Genomic DNA, 19334 nt, shown 5'->3' on the forward strand with positions numbered 1-19334 from the left:
CCGCAGATTTCCTCAGATTTCCGCGGATTTGTATGTTTTTTATTTTATCCGTTATAAGATAATTCTTTTGATTCCATGTTGCAGGTTTGTACTGAAGAAATTAATCAACAGTCCTAAATGGATTTTGCTCAGTTTCATATAAGTTATGATCTGGGCTGTGTGGATAGGGTGGAATTGTTCTACCGTTTTTAAGTTCGATGATAATTCATATAGTACGGGCAGTTCTTTTTGCCTTTCATACTTGATGTTGAGCCTGTTAAGCTCATAGCAGAGGCAAGCTTCGCATGTGTTCTCCAATAATCCCGGACCCAATGCACGATGTACGTTATAGGCACATCCGATAATTTTATACGCCAGTTCGTTTGTTCCTTTATCTATGAATGTCATGAGAATAATCGTAAATTAAAGTGAAGAATCTGTGAAAATCTGCGGTTCGTAAATCTTATCCGAAGAGTTCGCGGAATGCTTCTTCCACTTTTCTTACCGGCGCCAGTCTGATTTTGATCTTCTTTCTGTCCAGTCCCTGCATGTTTTGTTTCGGAATCAGCATTCTGCTGAATCCCAGCTTCTCCGCCTCGCTTATCCGCTGCTCGATGCGGTTTACCGGACGGATTTCGCCGCTCAGCCCGACCTCGCCTGCCATGCACACGCCGGTTTCTATTTCCGTGTCCATGTTGCTCGAGAGGATCGCGCTGATGACAGCCAGGTCGATTGCCGGGTCGTTCACCTTCAGTCCGCCGGCGATGTTCAGAAACACGTCCTTCTGCGCCAGCTTGAAGCCCACGCGCTTTTCGAGCACCGCCAGCAGCATGTTCATGCGCCGCAGGTCGAATCCCGTGGCGGAACGTTGCGGCATTCCGTAGGCAGCCGTGCTTACCAGTGCCTGCACTTCGATCAGAAACGGGCGGATGCCTTCCACGGCTCCGGCTATGGCCACGCCGCTCATGCCTTCGTGGTCCTGCGAGAGCAGCAGCTCCGAAGGGTTGCTCACCTGTCTTAGCCCGTCCTGCCGCATCTCGTAGATGCCCAGTTCGGCGGTGCTTCCGAAGCGGTTCTTGATGCTCCTCAGGATGCGGTACATGTAGTGCTGGTCGCCTTCGAACTGAAGCACCGTGTCGACGATATGCTCCAGCACCTTCGGTCCCGCCAGGCTTCCTTCCTTATTTATATGTCCGATGAGGATGACCGGCGTGCCGGTTTCCTTCGCGAACTTCAGGATGGCAGCCGAGCACTCTCTGACCTGCACGATGCTGCCCGGAGAGGAGTCGATGCTTTCGGTAGATATGGTTTGTATGGAGTCGACGACCACCAGATCAGGCGCAACGTTCCGGATATGCGTGAAGATCTGTTCCAGCGACGTTTCGCAGGCGATGAGCAGGCTGTTGCTTTCGGAGTGGGGGATACGGTCGGCCCGCATCTTCAGCTGGCGGCTGCTTTCCTCGCCCGAGATGTAGAGCACCTTCTTGTCGGCAAGGCGCAGGACAGTCTGCAGCACGAGGGTAGACTTTCCGATTCCCGGTTCGCCTCCGATCAGCGTAAGCGATCCTTCCACCAGCCCTCCTCCGAGCACCCGGTTCAGCTCTTCATCGTGCATGTCGATGCGCTGTTCGTCGCCCGCCACGATTTCTTTCAGGTATTGCGGCTTCGAGCGTGTTCCCTCGATTCCGTGAGCCACATGTTTTGCCACGGCAGGCTCTTTCCGCACCACTTCTTCCACAAACGTGTTCCATTGTCCGCACGCCGGGCATTTCCCTGCCCATTTGGGCGATTCGTGTCCGCAGCTGGTGCATACATATACGGTTTTTTCTTTTGTTGCCATCGGTTGTATTTCGCGCTTTATTTATGCAAAGATAGCGTATTCTTTCTTCAAGGCTAAGGTCCCGTTTGAATTTTTGCGAAAAAAGAGAACTTTATGTCTGTATCCGGCATCTTATGGCACGCCTGCCGCAGACGGCTGCCGTATATTTGCAGAGCAATCAGGAACAATGGCGCCGACTGATGCATGAGAGCAACAATTGTTTTTCAGGTAAACTAAAAAAAGAAAGTATGAAAAGATCAGTGACTTATTCAGTGGTAGCGAGAAAGAATCCGAATCCGATGGCGGAAGGTGAAGTGAAGTATTATGCACGTGCCCAGGCGCGCGGCGTGATGGGCATCCGCGAGATGGCGGAGCGCATCCAGCAGGCCTGTACGGTGACCCGTGCCGATGTGATGGCCGTTCTGGTGTCGCTGGAGGATGTGGTGGCAGAAGGGCTGGCAAGCGGCGAAATCGTCCGTTTGGGCGATCTGGGATCTCTCCAGATCAGCTTAAGCGGTGAAGGGGCCGTGTCGAAGGAAGAGTATGACGATTCGCTCATCAACCGCGTCCGTATACTTTTCCGTTCCGGACAGACGCTGCGGGAGGCCATCAACAACCTCACCTACGAGCAAGTGCCGGTGAAGTCGGCTGCCGACGAAGCGGGAGGAGAGGCCGATAGTGACGAAGAAGAAACAGTGTAAGAATCAGCACTGTAGGATCATTCTATGAAAACCAGGGTAAAATGTATTATTGTCAGGATACTGAACTGTTTGCTCTGCATCCTGACGGGCAGAAAAAGGATTGCGGATGAGAAAGATTGACACGATTGTGATTCATTGCACAGCCACGAGAGCGGACAGCCCGCTCTCGCCGGCTCTGCTGACGAAGATGCACCGGCAAAGAGGGTTCAAGGGCTGCGGCTACCATTATTATATCCGCACCGACGGGAGCATTTGCACCATGCGTCCGGTGGAATGTGTGGGAGCGCATGCCAAGGGACATAACGCTTGCAGCATCGGCATTGCCTATGAAGGCGGGCTGGATGAAAACGGAAAACCGGCCGACACGCGTACCGACAGGCAGAAACACGCGATGACAGTGCTGGTGAGGGTGCTGGTGAAGGAATTTCCGATCAGGCGGATTGTAGGGCACCGCGACCTAAGTCCGGATCTGGACGGCGACGGAACGGTTGAGCCGGAAGAGTGGATCAAGCAGTGTCCGTGTTTTGAGGTAGGAGATTGTCTTCAGGAATGGATCGGGCGTCTTAAGGAACATAATGGCAATGCAGGCCTTAAAGGTTAAATAATGCAAAACGGAGTGCATTTTTCTTGGTTTTTATATGTTGCATAACATAAAAGCCGTATATTTGCACTGTGTTTTTCATGGTATTAGATTTAAGGTTAATGAAGATTGGGAATCTGGGAAGATTCCCTTTTTTTATGCCCGCCCGTTTCCGCCCTTCTGTATTCCGCGGAAAACCGCCACAGGCATCTGAAGCCCTCAAATGTTTTACTGCAGTTTGCTTTTCTTTGTGATTATCTTGTCGAACCAGACGTTAAGCAGCGTCCATGCAAGCACGTCGATAATGAAAACCACCGTGTTGTTGAGGAAATGGATGGCCGCCATCGTGAAGGCGCAGAAGCATGCCGACATAACCTGGATGCTTATCATCGCGCTCCGCGGAGAGAATCCCATGGCCAGGAACTTGTGGTGGATGTGTGATTTGTCGGGCATGAACAGCGGCTTGTGGTTGCGGGCGCGCCGGAGCACCACACGGACAACGTCCAGGCAGGGCACCATCAATACGCTGAACGACACAAGCACCGGGCTGCTCATGGGCATGATGCGCACGGCGGGGTCGTACATGCTGTATTTGATTACGAAGAAGCTCAGGATGAAGCCCAGCGTCAGGCTGCCCGTATCTCCCATGAAGATTTTCCGCCCCCTGTCGATGCTTCCGAACACGTTGTAGGAGAAGAAAGGGATGATGACACCCACGCTTACGAAGGCAAGCAGGGCGAACGACCAGTAGCGGAAGTGGATGAACAGGATGCCGAACACGATCAGCGCGACCATGCTCAGTCCCGACGCCAGTCCGTCGATTCCATCGATCAGGTTGATGGCGTTGGTGATGAACACCACCAGCAGGATGGTGAGCGGGATGCCGATGGAAGGATCTATCTGATAGATGCCGAAAAGGCCGTAGAAGCTGTTGATATACAGTCCGGACAGCGGGAACATGGCAGCAGCGAGAATCTGCACGAGGAATTTCTTGCGGTAGCGCACGCCCACCAGGTCGTCGCCTATGCCCACGATGTAGAGCAGTGTAAGCCCCCCTATCATGAAGAGGAACTCGCAGGCGATTCTCCCGACCTCTCTTGCGTCGGGGTTAAGCCCGATCATGATGCGTATGGCCGTGAACACGGAGAGGGTGAAGAGGATGACCGGAAAGAATGTGACGCCGCCCAGCCGTGGCACCGGCCGCTTGTGGACCTTTCTTGAATCGGGTTCGTCGAACAGCCTTTTCCGCAAAGAGATGACGAGAATGTTGGGGATGATGGCCTGCCCCATCAGCACTGCGCATATGAATGCTCCGATAATGATATATAAGTTTTCCATTTCTGTATGTTTGGTTTTGGCTTTGCCTCAGTCAGGCATCCGGATTTCCGTTTCCTTTCCCGTGCAAAGTTTTTAGCTGCAAAATTAACTTTATTCCCCTAATCAGACAATACGGCAGACACGAAAAATAGGGTATCGGGCTGTTTTTCCTAAAGAAATTTAGGAAATGGCAGTCCCCGAAGTTTTCCGTAGAGCCGGAATGCAACGGGCTTTGAGCTTCGCCTCCTTTTCAGGCGGTTATTTGGGAGCCTTGCGGTACAGATAGATCGCGATGAAGAGGTACAGGATATTCGGGATCCATACGGCAAGGTTCGGAGGCGTATTGCCGTTGATGGCAAACGTAGACGAAATCGTCTGGAACAGGATGTACGAGAAGCTCAGGGCGATTCCGATGCCGAGGTGAAGCCCCATTCCCCCCTTGCGCTTCTGCGACGAGAGCGACAGTCCGATTACCGTCAGGATAAACGCGGCGAAGGATGTGGCGATGCGGCGGTAGTATTCCACCTCGAACACCTTGATGTTGGCGAATCCGCGCTGCTTCTGGTTGTCGATGTATTGCCGGAGCTGGCGGCTGGTCATCGTTTCCTGCTGTCCCCGCGTGATGAGGAAGTCCTGCGGCTCCATATTGATGGTAGAGTCCAGGCGTTCGCCGCGGGTGATGGTTTCGCGCATGCCCCTCATTTCACGTATCATGTAATCCTTGATGATCCAGCGGTGTACGCCCGTCGTGTCGTAGGTGATGCGCCGTGCGGTGAGATGCGACACCAGCTTGTGGTTTTCGAACTTGTCGAGCGAGAAGCGGTAGCCCGTCTTGTTGAAGTTCTCATACCGTTCCATATAGGCCACCACCCCGGTGTCCACCTCCAGCTGGATGTTGCGGGCATAGTCTGCCTGCCGCTTGTTCTTGTATACCTCCTCGAATTTCAGGCGCGTCACGCTTCCCGTGGGGATCACTTCGGTGCTGAGCACATACGTCACGAGGGCGATGATGGCCGCTGAGATCATGTAGGGGACCATGAGCCGCTTGAAACTCATTCCGGTGGAGAACATGGCGATTATTTCGGAGTTCTCCGCCAGCTTGGAGGTGAAGAAGATGACGGCGATGAACACGAACAGCGGACTGAACAGGTTGGTGTAGTAGGGGATGAAGTTCAGGTAATAGTCGAACATGATCGCTTTCAGCGGCGCCTTGTTGTTGATGAAGTCGTCGATGTTCTCGTTGATGTCGAACACCACGGCAATCGAGATGATCAGGGCGATGGCAAAGAAGTAAGTCCCCAGGAACTTCACGATGATGTACCTGTCGAGCCTTTTCAGCCATTTTTTCTTGAAAGGATTCCCCTTGAGCTTCTTCAGTTCTTCTTTCAGCCGGGGCATTCCGGCCTTCATTTTTTCCTTTATGTTCTGTATCGCGTTTATCTTCTTCATGAGCCAGGGCAGTTTAAAGTCGGGTCGTTACCTGTTCCACCATCTTGGGCTTCCAGGTCGAGAAGTCGCCGGCGATGATATGCCTGCGCGCTTCGCCAGCCAGCCAGAGGTAGAAGGCAAGGTTGTGTATTGAGGCAATCTGCAGCGCCAGCAGCTCCTGGGCGTGGAAGAGGTGGCGCAGGTAAGCCTTGCTGTACATGGTGTCGACATACGACGCTCCGTCGGCCTCGATGGGCGAGTAGTCGTTTTCCCACTTCTTGTTGCGCATGTTCATGATTCCCTGCTTGGTGAAGAGCATGCCGTTCCGTCCGTTTCGTGTAGGCATTACGCAGTCGAACATGTCCACTCCGCGTTCGATGCCTTCGAGGATGTTTGCCGGCGTGCCCACGCCCATCAGGTATCGCGGTTTGTCGGCGGGAAGTATTTCGTTGACCACTTCGATCATCTCGTACATCTTTTCGGTAGGTTCGCCCACAGCGAGTCCGCCGATAGCGTTTCCGTCGGCATTTTTCGAGGCGATGTATTCAGCCGAGCGGCGGCGCAGGTCGGGATAGACGCATCCCTGCACGATGGGGAAGAGCGACTGGCTGTAGCCGTACTTCGGTTCCGTTTCGTTGAAGCGCGCGATGCAGCGGTCGAGCCACCGGTGCGTAAGTTCCATCGACTTTTTTGCGTACTCGTAGTCGGACGTGCCCGGCGCGCATTCGTCGAAAGCCATCATGATGTCCGCTCCGATGGTCCGTTCGATATCCATCACCCGTTCCGGCGTGAAGAGATGCTTCGATCCGTCGATGTGCGAGCGGAACTCCACGCCTTCCTCCCTCATCTTGCGTATTCCGGCAAGCGAGAACACCTGGAACCCCCCGCTGTCGGTGAGCATGGGTCGGTCGAAGCCGTTGAACCTGTGCAGTCCGCCGGCCCCCTCGATGATGTCCAGTCCCGGGCGCAGGTAGAGGTGGTATGTATTTCCCAGGATGATTTGCGCCTTGATGTCTTCCTTGAGTTCGTGCAGATGCACTCCTTTCACGGTTCCTGCCGTTCCCACGGGCATGAAGATCGGCGTTTCGATCTGTCCGTGGTCGGTTGTGATCAGTCCTGCACGCGCGTTTGATTTCGGATCAGTATATTGCAGTTCAAATTTCATTGCATTCGGTTGAAAATGATTAATTGCCGGCTTTCCCGTTTTCCTTGTGTTCGGCGGTAAAGTCGATCGGGTCTGCCACCTTTTCGTTTGTCAGGGCCAGCTTGAGCACCTCGCGTATATCCTTCACATAATGGAAGGCAACCCCCTCGAGATACATCGGCTGTATTTCCTCGATATCCTTGCGGTTGTCTTCGCAGAGGATGATGTCCTTGATTCCGGCTCGTTTGGCCGCCAGGATCTTTTCCTTGATACCCCCCACCGGCAGCACCTTTCCGCGGAGCGTGATTTCGCCCGTCATTGCCAGGTTCGCCTTCACCTTGCGCTGGGTGAGGGCAGAAGCCAGCGAGGTGACCATGGTGATGCCCGCCGACGGCCCGTCTTTGGGGATAGCCCCTTCGGGCACATGGATATGGATGTTCCAGTTGTCGAAGATTCCTTCCGGCAGGTTGAGGTATCCGCTGTGCGCCTTGAGGTATTCGAGCGCCAGCATGGCCGACTCCTTCATCACGTCCCCCAGGTTTCCGGTGAGCGTGAGCTGTCCCTTTCCCCGGCTCAGGCTGGTTTCGACGAAGAGGATCTCGCCCCCTACGGCCGTCCATGCCAGTCCCGTCACCACTCCGGCGTATTCGTTGCCCTGATACTTGTCGCGCGAGTACTCGGCGGGCCCGAGGTATTGCGGGATGTCCTTGGCCTTCAGCTCATGGGTTTCCGTAAAGTTTCCGCTGGCGATTTCGAGCGCGATTTTCCGCATCACCTTGCTGATTTTCTTCTCCAGTTCGCGCACGCCGCTCTCGCGGGTATAGTTTTCGATGATGTACTCGATGGCCCCTTTCGAGAATTTCACGTGCTCCTTCTTCAGTCCCGTGGCGTCCATTTCCTTCGGGATGAGGTGGCGGCGCGCTATCTCGATCTTCTCTTCCGTGATGTATCCGCTCACCTCGATCAGCTCCATGCGGTCGAGCAGCGGTCCCGGGATGGTGGCCAGGTTGTTTGCCGTGGCGATGAACATCACTTTCGACAGGTCATAGTCGATGTCGATGTAGTTGTCGTGGAACGAGCTGTTCTGTTCCGGGTCGAGCACTTCGAGCATGGCCGACGACGGGTCGCCGTGGCTGTCGCTGCTCAGCTTGTCGATTTCGTCGAGGATGATGACCGGGTTCGACGTTTCCGCCTTGATCAGGCTTTTGATGATGCGTCCCGGCATGGCTCCGATATACGTCTTGCGGTGTCCGCGTATCTCCGCCTCGTCGTGTACGCCTCCGAGCGACATGCGCACATACTTGCGTTTCAGCGCGGCCGCGATGGATCGTCCGAGCGAGGTTTTTCCCACGCCCGGAGGGCCGTAGAGGCAGATGATGGGCGATTTGAGGTCGCCTTTCAGCTTCAGCACGGCGAGGTGTTCAAGGATTCGCTCCTTCACCTTTTCCAGTCCGTAGTGGTCCTTGTCGAGCACCTTCTTGGCGTTCGGTATGTCGATATAGTCGGTTGAGTAGACATCCCACGGCAGCGAGAGAATGGTCTGGAGGTAGGTATACTGCACGTTGTAGTCGGGCGACTGCGGGTTCACCCTTTCCAGTTTCGTCACCTCTCTTTCGAAGACGTCTGCCACCTCCTTCTTCCATTTCTTCTTCTCGGCCTTTGCGCGGAGCTCGTCGATTTCGTCGTCCTGTCCCGTGCCCAGTTCGTCCTGTATGTTCTTGATCTGCTGCTGGAGGAAATATTCCCTCTGCTGGCGGTCGAGGTCCTCGCGCGTGCGCATCTGGATGTTCTGCTTGAGGGTGGCGAGCTGCACTTCCCTGTTGAGCACCTGGATCAGGCGGTAAAGCCTTTCCTTGAGGCTGTTTATCTGGAGCAGTTCGTATTTGTCTGCGATGGAGAACGGGAAGTTGGCGCTGATGAAGTTGATCAGCATCTCGCTGTTGTCGATGTTCTTGATGGCGAACGAAGTGTCGGGCGCCATGTGTTCGGACAGCTCGATGAGCTTGGCGCTGAGTTCCTTGCACGTGTCGAGCAGTGCCTTGAACTCGTCGGTGTCCTCCTCTGTCATGTTTTCCTCGATGACGCTGACTTTCCCTTTCATGTAGGGCCTCATGGCCGTTACTTCTTCGAGCCTGACCTTCGGTCCTGTCGCCTGCAGGATGACGGTTGTGTTTCCCGTAGGCATTTCAAAAATACGGAGCACTTTTCCGATTACGGCAACCGGGTAGAGGTCCTTGAATTCCGGATTGTCTACTTCGCTGACTTTCTGCGTGGCGATGACGATGGAGCACTTGTTTTTCAGTGCCATGTTGACCAGCTTGAGCGTAGGCCGCCTGCCCACCGTGACCGGCATGACCACAGACGGCAGTATAATCATGTTTCGCAAGGTCATCACCGGCAGTTCATCATTCAGTTCTTCCAGGTTGTTTTCGACCGGGAGAGTTTCTATTTCGGTCAGCATTGAAATGTCTTCTCCTTCTTTTTCCGGGAGAAATGCTTCTTTTCTTGTTCTTCTTGCCATATTTTGGTTTCCGTAAACTTTATATTTGTTCAAAAACGGCACAAAGTTAATCATTCCGCTTTGAATTAAGAAGAACTGCGGCTTCAAATACATATAATAAAAATGAAATGTGCGGTTATTCGCCTCTTCCGGCGGGCAAATGCGTGTGCTTCCGCCGGCTTCCGCGCGAATGACGGCGGGCTGTTTGCGGCTGTGAAATTTATTTTCCGTAACTTTGCCGCAAAATGATACGTTATGCCGAACCCTTATTTCAAATTCAAGCAGTTTACGGTGTTTCATGACAGATGCGCCATGAAGGTAGGTACCGACGGCTCGCTTCTCGGAGCCTGGGCGGAGGTGGAACACGCACGGCAGGTGCTCGACATAGGTACGGGCACGGGGCTGATCGCACTGATGGCGGCGCAGCGCAGCCGAGCGCAGGTGACGGCCGTCGACATTGACGCGGACGCGGCGGAGCAGGCGCGCGAGAATGCCGCCCGTTCGCCCTGGAAAGAACGGATCGCCGTGGAGCGGATGGACGCGAGGCAGCTTCCCGCTTCGTGGGAAAAGAGGTTTGACGCGGTGGTGTCGAATCCGCCTTATTTCGTGGAAGACGTGAAATCGCCGTCTTCGGCGCGTAGCCTGGCGCGGCATTCCGGTTCGCTGGAGTTCGGCACGCTGCTGCGGGAGGCGGGCAGGGTGCTTGCCGGCGACGGCGTGTTTTCGGTGGTTCTTCCTGCAAGTGCGGGGCCGGATTTCACGGCGCTTGCGCTTCGTGAGCGGCTGTACCTGTCGCGCCAGACATGGGTGCTGCCGAAGCCCGGCACATCGCCCAAGCGGGTGCTGCTGGCCTTCACCCATACCCAGCCCGCCGCCACGCTGACAGACGAGCTGGTGATCGAAACGGCTCCGAGGGTGTATAGTCCGGAGTTTGTGCGGCTGCTGTCCCCGTTCTACCTGGCTTTGTAGCTTGACGGATGTTTAGCCGCAGCTCTTGTTCTGCATCTTCCGCCTGCGGATCATTTCTTGGAAAGCCTTCTCAGGATCTGCTGGTTGAGCATGAGCAGCTGCTTGTGCTTGTCGGCGATGGTTGCGGTGATGGGGCGCCGCTCGATGAAGTCGGTGAAGTGCTGCAGGACGTTCAGGGGCGGCGGAGCGATGCGTTTCGGGCGTACCGGCGCTATCACGTTCAGCCCCTGGTGTACGATTTCCACCTTCAGGTCTTTCCCGCCCATCTGCGGATCTCCGTCGAAATGGAATACCCCCTCCTTCGTGCGGTGGATGATGATGCACTTGTCCTTCATGGTCTTGATCCGGCTGTTTTGGTCGAGCATCCTGTTGAAGAGCTGGAAAGCCAGCGTCGGCACGTCGAGCACGGTGAACGGTTCGAGGACGGTGATGTCCATCATCCCGTCGGTAAGCGAAGCGTGCGGCGCGATGTAGGCGTTGTTGCCATACTGCGACGCGTTTGCGCAGGCGATGAGGAAGGCCTTGTAATGGACGGTGCCGGCCGAGTTTTCGATTTCGTACGTTTCGGGCCGGTAGTTCAGCGATTCGTGGAGCGTATTTTCGAGGTACGTAAGCAGTCCCCTCCGTCCCGAGTCGGCGAACTTCAGGCTGACGAACGCATCAAACCCCACGCCGCACGTGCAGAAAAACGGGTGTCCGTCGATTATTCCGTAGTCGATCGTCTTCCGGAGATCGTCGTTGAGCACATGGATGGCCCCTTTCGGGTCCATCGGGATGTGGAGGTGCCTTGCAAGCCCGTTTCCCGAGCCGCAGGGGATGATTCCCAGGCACGAAGACGTATGGATAAGCGAGCGGCCGATTTCGTTGATGGTTCCGTCGCCTCCGATGGCCACTACCGTGTCAACACCTTCCTCCGCTGCCCGGGCTGCTATTTCGGACGCATGTCCTGCATATTCCGTCTTCCTCACTTCATAGTCGAACTTGTTGTGGTCCAGCAATTCATCGATCAGCCGGAGGATGGCCTCCTTGTTGTGTGTCCCTGATATGGGGTTGACGATGAATGTCATTCGTTTTTTCTTATCCATAATCCAATCTTCGGCTTAGAGCCTGTCTGAATTTTCCGGTTGCGTCTTTTTATCCGCCCTTTTTGAGCTTGTTTCCGGTCTGTTCTCCGCTTTTACCCGTCAGACAGCCCGCCGTCATCCCCGTAAAAGCTGAAAAAACATCCCCGAAAGCAATTCTCAAGCCGAGGCAGAGCAGAAATTTAAACAGGCTCTTGGTTTAAGTATACAAAATTAATGCAATATCGGATAAAATTGTTCGGAATTGTGGTTTATTTGTGCCGGAATTGAATTTTTTTGTGGGGCTTGCTTTGCTGAAACGAGAATTTATTATCTTTGCACATTCATTTGCGTTCGGGCCTTGCCGTTGCGGTGCCCGCAGGAAGAGAAGAGATTATTTAATTATATAATGTAAGCGGACCAGAATGCCGCTTATTCATGATTGGAATATGGGATTATTACAAGAAAAGCTAAGTAAATTCAGAGTGCCTCAGATGTATATGGAAAGAGGCGTTTACCCTTATTTCCGTGAAATAGACAGCGCACAGGACACGGAAGTGATGATGGACGGGAAGAAGGTGCTGATGTTCGGTTCCAACTCGTATATGGGGTTGACATACGACAAGCGGATCATTGAGGCGGCCATTGCCGCTACCCGCAAGTACGGTACGGGATGTGCCGGTTCGCGCCTGCTGAACGGAACGCTCGACATCCATGTGGAGCTTGAAAAGGAACTCGCGGAATTTGTGGGGAAAGACGAGGCGTTGTGTTTTTCTACCGGTTTCACGGTGAACGAAGGCGTGATTCCGCAACTGGTGGGACGGGGCGACTACATCATCTGCGACGACCGTGACCACGCTTCCATCGTCGACGGACGCCGTCTGTCGTTTGCCACACAGTTGAAGTACAAGCATAATGACATGGATGCCCTGGAGAAGGAGCTGCAGAAGTGCGACCCCGATGCCGTCAAGCTGATTGTCGTTGACAGCGTATTCTCCATGGAGGGCGACCTGGCCAATCTGCCGGAGATCGTCCGCCTGAAGAAGAAGTACAACGCTTCGGTATACGTGGACGAGGCTCATGGCCTGGGCGTGTTCGGACGCAACGGACGGGGAGTCTGCGATCATTTCGGCCTGACGGACGAGATCGACGTGATTATGGGCACGTTCAGCAAGTCGCTCGCTTCGATCGGAGGCTTTGTGGCCGCCGACAAGGACACCATCAACTGGCTGCGCCACAATGCGCGTTCCTACATCTTCCAGGCGAGCAACACGCCGGCGGCTACGGCTGCGGCAAGAGAAGCGCTGCACATCATCCGCACAGAGCCTGAACGCCAGGAGAACCTGTGGAAGATCACGAACTATGCGCTGAAGTGTTTCCGCGAGGCGGGATTTGAAATCGGCGATACCGAAAGCCCGATCATTCCGCTCTATGTGCGTGATACGGACAAGACCTTCGAGGTGACGAAGCTGGCCTTCGACGAAGGCGTGTTCATCAATCCGGTGATTCCGCCCGCATGTGCTCCGCAGGACACGCTGGTCCGTTTCGCCCTGATGGCTACGCATACGAAAGAGCAGATCGACTTCGCCATCGAAAAGCTGATAAAGTGTTTCAGGCAGCTTGACCTGTTGAAATAAGCGGAAGAAACCGCATACGGGAGGCGCAAAGATACAGAGCAGACAAACGTGGATGAGGCTGTGTCTTTGTGCCTTTTTTGTTTATATCCTATATTTTCTGTATTTGTACTATGATACTCAATGAAAAAGACAGCCGCCACGAGCAGGTGCTTCTGGTGGCGCAGGAGATGATGCTTGCGGCGCGCACGGCTCCGAAGGCGAAGGGGATGGACATAATCGAAGTGGCCATGGTGACCGAGAGCAACATCCGTATCCTGTCGGATACGATGAAGCAGATGTATGAAGAAAACGGATTCAAGTTCTTTCTGCGCGATGCGGAGAATATCCTGAAGGCAGAGTGCATCGTGCTGATCGGCACGCATGAGCATCCGCACGGAATGAACTGCGGGCACTGCGGGTTTGCAACCTGCGGCGAGCGCAGCGAAGGCGTTCCCTGCGCGATCAATTCGGTGGATGTGGGAATCGCCGTCGGCTCGGCCTGCTCTGTGGCTGCCGACCACCGCGTTGACACGCGCGTGATGTTTTCGGCGGGACTTGCCGCCCAGCAGCTCGACTGGCTGGACGGCTGTTCGCAGGTGTATGCCATACCGGTGAGCGCATCGTCGAAAAATCCCTTCTTCGACCGCAAGGCTCCGCAGTAGGAGCGGAGGGCGGTTATGACAGGATGAACTTCTCTACCGCATGCGCCACTCCGTCTTCTTCGTTGGAGAGGGTGATGAAGTCGGCGTTTTCCTTCACCACGTCCTGCGCGTTGGCCATTGCCACGCCCATTCCGGCGAATTTCACCATCGACAGGTCGTTGAATCCGTCGCCTGCCGCCATCAGCTCTTCGCGCTTCAGGCCGAGCTCGTCCAGCAGGACCGAGAGCGAGCGTGCCTTGTCGATTCCCTTCGGCACAAGCTCCAGGAAGTAAGGCTCCGAGCGGAACACTCCCATGCGGTCTTTCAGGTGCTCGCGCATCTCGGCCTCCAGCCGGGCCAGCCGTGCCGGCTCTCCCACGATGAGGCATTTGGCGATGGGGTGTTTCACGGCCTCAAGGAAGTTGTCTACCTTCTTGATTTTCATTACGTTGAGAAGGGCTTCCTTGAGCACGTACTCATCGTCGGGCTTTTCGGTCAGCACGTATTCGTTTTCGTAGGTTACGATGGCGAAGCCGTTCTTTTTCGCGCATTCGTAGAGATACGGAAGGACATCGTGGTCGAGCAGGTTCTTGTACATGATTTCGCGTGTGCGCCAGTCGATAATCTCCCCTCCGTTATAGGCGAGGATATACCCCCCGAACTTGTCCAGCCCGAGCGCGTTGGCGAGAGGAGCCACCCCGTATGTCGGCCGTCCGGATGCCAGGATGATTTTCACTCCCTTTTCCTGCTGCGCCCTGATGAGCGTTTCGCGCGTATGGGGAGTGATTTCCTTCTTCGAGTTGGTGAGCGTGCCGTCGAGGTCGAGTGCCAAAAGTTTGAATTCCATAGAATGTGTCATTTAAATTGATAAACTCTTTTCGTTGCGCAAAAATAGTGGAAAATCGGGACTTTTCCGTGCCGCCTCCGCCTTTTTCGTTCAGGATGGCGGGAAACTTTCTTTTACTTGACGGGACATTTTACTTCGGATGACGGGACATTTTGCTTCGGATGACGGGACAAGTTTTTTTTCTTTCAGCATAAAATCCTAAAAACTTGTCAACTTGCAGTCTTTGTTCATCGAAAAAGATTATCTTTGCACTAATTTTAGCATAACAAAAAGAGAAAAGCTGCCCGGTCTGCGGCGGAATTTCTCCCGTAAAATGTATAACGATTCAGAATAATTATGAGGAAACAGCTCATCGGAATTACTTTTTTTCTGTTGTCATGCGGAATCGTCGGAGTGACCGCCCAAACCAGCAGCATGACAGACTCTCAGGTGATTGAATATGTGAAGCAGGGACTGCAGCAGGGGAAAGATCAGCAGACAATCGCTCTGGAACTGCTCAGCCAGGGAGCTACGCAGGAACAGCTGCTGCGCCTGAAGTCACAGTATTCTTCTTCAACTTCTGCTGCGGAAAGCAGCTCTTCGTCGGACGAGGGAGCGTCCGAATCCGAACTCGATACCGAACGCACGCGGAAAATCAACGAAGGGAAAACCGCCGCACTGACCGGCTCGAACGCATCGGACAAGAATCCGAACGACTTTCTGCTCTCTGACGAGATGAAGGGGACGATGGAGAGGCGCGCGGCGTTGAAAAAGGCAACGGTGTCGGAAGATGACGTGTTCGGACGGAATATCTTCAACATCGACAAGTTGACTTTCGAGCCGAACAACAACATGGCTACTCCTGCCAACTACTGCCTGGGACCGGGCGACGAGGTGATCATCGACATCTGGGGGGCGAGCCAGACTACAATCAAGAAGGAAATTTCGCCCGACGGCTACATCAACATACCCAACCTTGGCCCTGTCTACCTGAACAACATGACGGTTGACGAAGCGCGCCGCGTGCTCAAGGAAGAGCTGAAGAAAATCTATGCCGACTCGGCGAACAACATCCAGGTAACGTTGGGAAACATCCGCACGATTCAGGTGAACGTGATGGGCGAAGTGGTGGCTCCGGGATCGTATGTGCTCTCGTCGTTCTCCACCGTCTTCCATGCCCTTTATGTGTCGGGCGGAGTGAGCGACATCGGCAGCCTGCGCAACGTGAAGGTGTCGCGCGCCGGAAAGCAGGTGGCCACCCTCGACGTGTACGACTATATCATGCAGGGGCGCATTGAGGACGACATCCGCCTGCAGGACGGCGACGTGGTGATCGTGCCTGCCTACGACGAGCTGGTGAAGATAAAGGGCCGCGTGAAACGGCCGATGTTCTACGAAATGAAGAAGGGCGAAACGGTGGCCACGCTGCTGAAATACGCCGGAGGCTTCTCGGCCGACGCATACAAGAAAACGGTGAGCGTGGTGCGGCAGAACGGGCGCGAATATTCCGTGGCTACGGTGGACGAAACGGACTTCTCGGTGTTCAGAACTCAGGACGGCGACGTGGTGACCGTTGATTCGATACTCAACCGCTATGCCAACCGCCTGGAAGTGCGGGGAGCCGTCTACCATCCGGGAATCTACGAGCTGAGCGGATCGCTCAACACCGTGCGCCAGCTGGTAGAAAAGGCCGACGGACTGCTTGGCGACGCCTTTGTGGGCCGGGCTGTCCTCTACCGCGAACGCGAGAACCTGACGAAGGAAGTGAAGTCGGTTGACATTCTGGGCATTCTGGAAGGCAGTTCGCCCGACATCCCTTTGCAGAAGAACGACATTCTCTATATACCGAGCATCCACGACCTTCAGGATCTGGGCAAGGTGAAGATTTTCGGCGAGGTGAACAAGCCGGGAGAATACACGTATGCCGACAACATGAGCCTGGAGGATCTGGTGATCACCGCCGGGGGACTGAAGGAATCGGCTTCGCTGGTGCGTGTGGACGTGGCGCGCAGAATCCGCGACCCGCACAGTACGGCCGAGTCGGAAACGATCGGGCAGAACTTCACTTTCCGCCTGAAGGACGGCTTTGTAGTCGACGGGCAGGCAGGCTTTGTGCTCCAGCCTTACGACCAGGTGTTTGTGCGCCGCAGCCCGAGCTACAACGAGCAGCAGATCGTGACGGTGAAGGGAGAGGTGCTCTATGCCGGCGAATACAACCTGGACTCGAAAGACCAGCGTCTGAGCAGCATCATCAGCCGTGCGGGAGGCGTGAGCCAGTTTGCCTATGTGCGCGGAACGAAGCTGCTGCGTGTGGCTAACCAGGACGAGCTGGACCGCATGAAGGACGTGATCGAGATGATAAAGAAAGAAATCGGCGCAGGGATGGTTTCTATCCTCGGGCTGAAGGTGGACAGCATCTTCTCGGTGGGAATCGACCTTGAAAAGGCTCTCGCCAATCCGGGAGGAGATGCCGACATCGTGCTTCGCGAAGGCGACATGATTGTGGTGCCCGAATACGTGAACACGGTGAAGGTGAACGGCGCGGTGATGATGCCGAACACGGTGTCTTTCATCAGCGGCGAGAACGTGAACTATTATCTGAGCCAGGCGGGCGGATACTCGAACAACGCGAAGAAGAAGCAGAAGTTCATTATCTATATGAACGGCCAGGTGGCCAAGGTGAAGGGCAGCGGAAAGAAGCAGATCGAGCCGGGATGCGAAATCGTGGTGCCGGGCAAGACACGCAGCTTCAACCTCGCCACAATGATGTCGAACGCCACTTCGTTTGCTTCGCTGGCTACGATGATCGCTTCGCTGGCGGTGATGTTCAAGAACTGATCCGCGCGGCCGCATGACGGCCGGTGCCGCCAACTCTTGGTTTAACATTAAACAATAGATACGTGAAAACAAAAGTCAGACTGATCGTGATGAACTTCCTCCAGTTCGCTGTGTGGGGAGCTTATCTCACTTCGATGGGAACTTACCTCGCAAAGGTAGGCCTGGGAGTTCACATCGGGTTGTTTTATGCGATGCAGGGTGTTGTGTCGCTGTTCATGCCCGCCATTCTGGGCATAGTGGCCGACCGCTGGGTGCCTGCCCAGCGGCTGCTGGGGCTGAGCCATCTGCTTTCGGCCCTGTTCATGGGCGGGGCTGGCTACTACGCCATGACGATGGGAGAGGATGTGGAGTTTACCACGCTGTTTGCCTTTTATTCGGTGGCGGTGGCTTTCTATATGCCTACGCTGGCTCTCTCGAATTCGGTGGCCTATACGGCCCTCGACAAGGCGGGGCTTGAAACGATCAAGGCGTTTCCTCCCATCCGCACGTTCGGGACGATCGGCTTCATCTGTTCCATGTGGATTGTCGACCTGCTGGGCTTCCAGCAGAACTACATGCAGTTTTTCGCCAGTGCGGCATGGAGCGTTGTGCTTGCGGTTTATGCGAATACGCTGCCCGAATGTCCGGTGAACCGCGGTTCGGACAAGCGCAAGTCGCTGGTCGACGCCCTCGGACTCCGCGCCTTCCTCCTGTTCAAGGACAGGAAGATGGCGATATTCTTCATCTTCTCGATGCTTCTGGGCGTTTCGCTCCAGATCACCAACGGATTCGCCAATCCGTTCATAACCAGCTTCAGCTCGATACCCGAGTATGCGGGCACGTTCGGCGTGCAGCACGCCAACCTGCTGATTTCGCTGTCGCAGATCAGCGAAACGTGCTGCATCCTGCTGATACCTTATTTCCTGAGCCGCTTCGGCATCAAGCGTGTGATGCTGATAGCGATGGTTGCATGGGTGCTGCGCTTCGGGCTTTTCGGGTTCGGCAATCCGGGAAACGGGGTCTGGATGTTCGTCTTGTCGATGATCGTCTACGGTGTGGCGTTTGACTTCTTCAATGTTTCGGGCTCGCTTTATGTGGACAAGGAAACCGATCTCTCTGTCCGCTCGAGCGCGCAGGGACTGTTTGTCATCATGACGAACGGAATCGGCGCCACGGTCGGCACGCTCAGCGCCCAGTGGGTTGTGAACCGCTTTGTCGACTTCTCTTCGTCCCTTCCTCAGGTAGACGGATGGAGCAAGGCCTGGTTTATTTTTGCCGCATATGCCCTGGTTGTGGCCGTGGCATTTTCGGCGGTATTCAGATATAAACACGAACGAAAATAAAATGGAGGTTTTTTATGAGTGAGATCATACTCAAAGTGCTGGACATATCAACGGTACTCCGTCCGTCCAACGCCCATGCGCTGGTGCTGAAGGAGGACGGTCCTCGCGAGAGAAAGCTGGCATTGATTATCGGCGCGCATGAGGCGCAGTGCATCAAGCTGGCGAGGATGGATTACCAGACCCCTCGTCCGCTGACATACGAAATGATGGCCCATGTCTTGTCGGGAGGCGGCCTGCACATTGAGAAAGCTGTCATCTACGACATCCGGGAAGGGATCTATTCATCGTGGCTGCACGTGGAGCGTCCGGACGGAAGCGTTTTTCTGGTCGACTCGCGCACCACGGACGCCATCTGCCTGTCGCTGCTCATGCACTTCCCGGTCTGCATCGACGAGGAGCTGCTGGAGCGCGAGCGGCTGCACGGCATCTCTGACGACGGAAGCTGCTACACGGTTTCGGTGAACAACGTCAGTCTGGACATGCTGAAGAAGGCGATGGACGATGCCGTGAGGGTTGAGGACTACGAGCGCGCATCGGAACTCAGGGATGAAATCCGGAGGAGAGAGAAAGGAAATGTTTGTTAGTTCGTGATA

The 19334-nt window shown here is 54.8% G+C and carries 16 protein-coding genes; 8 read left to right on the forward strand and 8 right to left on the reverse strand.

Annotated elements, in window-relative coordinates; translation table 11 throughout:
• Nucleotides 1-51: 51 nt before the first annotated feature.
• Nucleotides 52-387, reverse strand: a complete 336-nt coding sequence (locus QUW60_RS03320; protein WP_289558423.1) for a GxxExxY protein — start codon at nucleotides 385-387, stop codon at nucleotides 52-54.
• Between the two features lie 55 nt (nucleotides 388-442).
• Complete coding sequence (radA, locus tag QUW60_RS03325; protein WP_289558424.1) at nucleotides 443-1819, reverse strand: DNA repair protein RadA; 1377 nt, start codon at nucleotides 1817-1819, stop codon at nucleotides 443-445.
• 227 nt (nucleotides 1820-2046) lie between these two features.
• Here radA and QUW60_RS03330 point away from each other — a divergent pair, with 227 nt between their 5' ends.
• Nucleotides 2047-2499 (forward strand): HU family DNA-binding protein, encoded by a 453-nt coding sequence (locus tag QUW60_RS03330; RefSeq protein ID WP_258337703.1) that lies wholly within the window; start codon nucleotides 2047-2049, stop codon nucleotides 2497-2499.
• A gap of 106 nt (nucleotides 2500-2605) precedes the next feature.
• Nucleotides 2606-3100 carry an N-acetylmuramoyl-L-alanine amidase gene (locus tag QUW60_RS03335; protein ID WP_289558425.1) on the forward strand — a complete coding sequence of 165 codons (495 nt, stop codon included), beginning with the start codon at nucleotides 2606-2608 and terminating at the stop codon, nucleotides 3098-3100.
• Between the two features lie 207 nt (nucleotides 3101-3307).
• On the opposite strand, the gene QUW60_RS03340 is transcribed toward QUW60_RS03335, so the two are convergent.
• The 4 genes from QUW60_RS03340 to lon all read right to left on the reverse strand — a co-directional run bounded on the left by QUW60_RS03340 (nucleotide 3308) and on the right by lon (nucleotide 9489).
• The gene (locus tag QUW60_RS03340) at nucleotides 3308-4417 is read right to left on the reverse strand and encodes an MraY family glycosyltransferase (RefSeq protein ID WP_258337701.1); all 1110 of its coding nucleotides are present in this window, start codon (nucleotides 4415-4417) and stop codon (nucleotides 3308-3310) included.
• Nucleotides 4418-4654: 237 nt separating this feature from the next.
• Nucleotides 4655-5794, reverse strand: a complete 1140-nt coding sequence (locus QUW60_RS03345; RefSeq protein ID WP_258337721.1) for an LptF/LptG family permease — start codon at nucleotides 5792-5794, stop codon at nucleotides 4655-4657.
• Nucleotides 5795-5858: 64 nt separating this feature from the next.
• Nucleotides 5859-6989 (reverse strand): tRNA guanosine(34) transglycosylase Tgt, encoded by a 1131-nt coding sequence (gene tgt / locus QUW60_RS03350; protein WP_289558426.1) that lies wholly within the window; start codon nucleotides 6987-6989, stop codon nucleotides 5859-5861.
• Between the two features lie 19 nt (nucleotides 6990-7008).
• Nucleotides 7009-9489, reverse strand: coding sequence for an endopeptidase La (lon, locus tag QUW60_RS03355; RefSeq protein ID WP_289558427.1), 2481 nt, complete (start codon nucleotides 9487-9489; stop codon nucleotides 7009-7011).
• A gap of 234 nt (nucleotides 9490-9723) precedes the next feature.
• On the opposite strand from lon, the gene QUW60_RS03360 reads away from it, so the two are divergent.
• Complete coding sequence (locus QUW60_RS03360; protein WP_289558428.1) at nucleotides 9724-10437, forward strand: tRNA1(Val) (adenine(37)-N6)-methyltransferase; 714 nt, start codon at nucleotides 9724-9726, stop codon at nucleotides 10435-10437.
• 50 nt (nucleotides 10438-10487) lie between these two features.
• Here the strand turns inward: QUW60_RS03360 and QUW60_RS03365 are convergent, their stop codons facing one another.
• On the reverse strand, nucleotides 10488-11522 hold the full coding sequence (locus QUW60_RS03365; RefSeq protein WP_258337697.1) for a diacylglycerol/lipid kinase family protein: 1035 nt from the start codon (nucleotides 11520-11522) through the stop codon (nucleotides 10488-10490).
• A gap of 425 nt (nucleotides 11523-11947) precedes the next feature.
• On the opposite strand from QUW60_RS03365, the gene spt reads away from it, so the two are divergent.
• A complete protein-coding gene (gene spt, locus QUW60_RS03370; protein ID WP_258337696.1) occupies nucleotides 11948-13135 on the forward strand; it encodes a serine palmitoyltransferase in 1188 nt (395 codons plus the stop codon).
• Nucleotides 13136-13245: 110 nt separating this feature from the next.
• Entirely contained in the window at nucleotides 13246-13776 is a 531-nt protein-coding gene (locus QUW60_RS03375; RefSeq protein ID WP_258337695.1) for a ferredoxin domain-containing protein, read from the forward strand.
• A gap of 13 nt (nucleotides 13777-13789) precedes the next feature.
• Here QUW60_RS03375 and QUW60_RS03380 read toward each other — a convergent pair whose 3' ends face one another.
• On the reverse strand, nucleotides 13790-14602 hold the full coding sequence (locus tag QUW60_RS03380) for a Cof-type HAD-IIB family hydrolase (RefSeq protein WP_289558429.1): 813 nt from the start codon (nucleotides 14600-14602) through the stop codon (nucleotides 13790-13792).
• A gap of 336 nt (nucleotides 14603-14938) precedes the next feature.
• On the opposite strand from QUW60_RS03380, the gene QUW60_RS03385 reads away from it, so the two are divergent.
• The 3 genes from QUW60_RS03385 to QUW60_RS03395 all read left to right on the forward strand — a co-directional run bounded on the left by QUW60_RS03385 (nucleotide 14939) and on the right by QUW60_RS03395 (nucleotide 19325).
• Nucleotides 14939-17419, forward strand: coding sequence for an SLBB domain-containing protein (locus QUW60_RS03385; protein ID WP_434736788.1), 2481 nt, complete (start codon nucleotides 14939-14941; stop codon nucleotides 17417-17419).
• Nucleotides 17420-17481: 62 nt separating this feature from the next.
• Nucleotides 17482-18741, forward strand: a complete 1260-nt coding sequence (locus QUW60_RS03390; protein WP_289558430.1) for an MFS transporter — start codon at nucleotides 17482-17484, stop codon at nucleotides 18739-18741.
• Between the two features lie 14 nt (nucleotides 18742-18755).
• On the forward strand, nucleotides 18756-19325 hold the full coding sequence (locus tag QUW60_RS03395) for a bifunctional nuclease family protein (RefSeq protein WP_258337692.1): 570 nt from the start codon (nucleotides 18756-18758) through the stop codon (nucleotides 19323-19325).
• Nucleotides 19326-19334 lie beyond the last annotated feature (9 nt).

Origin of the sequence: Bacteroides gallinaceum (genome assembly GCF_030373775.1) — a bacterium.
In the GTDB taxonomy this organism is placed as follows: Bacteria; Bacteroidota; Bacteroidia; order Bacteroidales; family Bacteroidaceae; genus Phocaeicola; species Phocaeicola excrementipullorum.